Source organism: Ruegeria sp. CF4, from assembly GCF_056537345.1.
The window spans coordinates 1-822 of the sequence record NZ_JBQFRJ010000027.1 but is presented as its reverse complement, the minus strand read 5'-3'; the positions used below and the strand labels follow the sequence as shown (position 1 = coordinate 822).

Here is an 822-nt window from a genome sequence, read left to right as displayed (position 1 = left end):
GGCTCTGTTGCAAACTTTTGACTGTTGACGCCCATAAGTGCGTCGAGTGAATGGAAATCGAAATAATGAAGTCGAAAGTTTGTTTTTATGATCTCTTTCAAAGGCGCGCGGTATCCGAAAGATGTAATCCTCTTCGCTGTGTTCTTCTATGTCCGATACGGTGTGTCATATCGCGATCTAGAAGAGATCATGCATGAGCGAGGCGTTGCAGTGGATCACACGACGCTGAATCGCTGGGTGACGCGGTATGCAGGCGCAATCGCTGAAGCGGCGCGTCGTCGAAAGGGACCGTGCGACCGCTCCTGGAGAATGGACGAGACTTACATCAAGGTGAAAGGCAATTGGGTCTATCTCTATCAGGCCGTCGACAAGCAAGGCAAGACGCTTGATTTTATGCTTTCCCAGCGTCGAAACAAACCCGCGGCCACCATGTTCTTCGCCCGAATGCTGGAGGTCAACGGCCTTCCGAGAAAGATTGTCATCGACAAAAGTGGAGCTAACACCGCTGGCCTCAAAGCCATCAACAAGATGCTGAAAGGTTTTGGTTGCCCGGTCCCAATTGAAATGGTCAGGCGGAAATACTTGAACAACATCGTGGAACAGGACCATCGTTTCATCAAAAGACGAACCCGCCCGATGCTCGGCTTCAAGTCTTTTGCTTCGGCATCAGCGACTCTGGCGGGCATCGAGGTTGCGCACATGATCCGTAAAGGTCAGTTCACGCCCGGACTCCGTCCGTTTCGTCAATTCGCAGAACTGGCTGCCTAACTTTGGTATAATCGCCAAGACAATTTGGCGCGTTCAGAACTTTGCAACAGAGCC

1 protein-coding gene is annotated in these 822 nt (G+C 51.3%); it reads left to right on the top strand.

Features of this window, described 5'->3' with window-relative positions; all coding sequences use genetic code 11:
- Positions 1-87 precede the first annotated feature (87 nt).
- A complete protein-coding gene (locus tag ACR0NF_RS21730; protein WP_480778947.1) occupies positions 88-768 on the top strand; it encodes an IS6 family transposase in 681 nt (226 codons plus the stop codon).
- Positions 769-822 lie beyond the last annotated feature (54 nt).